At 64.3% G+C, this 828-nt stretch carries 1 pseudogene; it reads right to left on the reverse strand.

From position 1 onward, the window contains the following. A pseudogene (locus EN991_RS38185) lies at positions 1-622 on the reverse strand (alkaline phosphatase); the annotation flags it as partial. Positions 623-828: the final 206 nt, after the last annotated feature.

Consider the following 828-nt stretch of genomic DNA (forward strand, 5'->3'; position numbering starts at 1 on the left):
CATGCACTTCGAGCGGCGCACCGGCCTGCGATTCGATGACCAGGTCGAAGGGTTTGGCCTTTTCGCGCAATCCCGCGACGGCATGTTCGAGTGCCGCCGCCGAACGCGGCATCAGCCAGCGGCCGAAAGCAAGAAAAGCGGCCCTATCCTCGGGAGCGCCGCTTTCGACGGGCAATGTGCCGATGAGCTCGGGCTTCTTGTTTTCCGCAGCCCAGACGACGACGCGCTGGTCGCGCAGATTGAGCAGCGCCTCGGAACGGCGGAGCGCCGCGTTGATGTCGGCGAGGCGGCTCCTGAGTTCGACATTCTCCGCCGAGGTGCGGGCTCTTTCGCGGATGAGAACGATGGCCGATATCAGTGCGGCACCCGTCACGCCGACGAACACTGCAAGCTGCATGACATCAATGGCACTCACCGACAGTCCGGCGACGCTGGCAACAGCGGTCTCGGCATGCGCGGCGGCGCCGGCCAAGGGCCCCGCGAGCGCGGAGGTGGCAAGGAATGTCGACGCGCGGGCGCGCCAGGACAGGCTCCCCCCTTCCAGGGCGGAGCCAGCAATCCCCGAATCGTCATGGCCGCCGGAAACGGCCCGTCCCGCTATGTGCGGGTGTTGCCCCGGCATGTCTTGGTCCTCTCCGCCGCCTGAATGCAAGACCGCCCTGATGCGTGCCTCTCTTGACCCTCTCGGGCTGGAAGCATCGCCGAATCACCTGACAATAACCCCTCGCCGAATCGGCGTGAAGGCTGATGGCGCGCAAAAATAAGGCCGGGCGAAAAGTCAATCGCCCGGCCTCAATATCTGGTAGTAATTTTAGCTTTGGTTAATAG

It is taken from the genome of Mesorhizobium sp. M7A.F.Ca.US.005.03.2.1 (assembly GCF_003997795.1).
Taxonomy (GTDB): domain Bacteria; phylum Pseudomonadota; class Alphaproteobacteria; order Rhizobiales; family Rhizobiaceae; genus Mesorhizobium; species Mesorhizobium ciceri.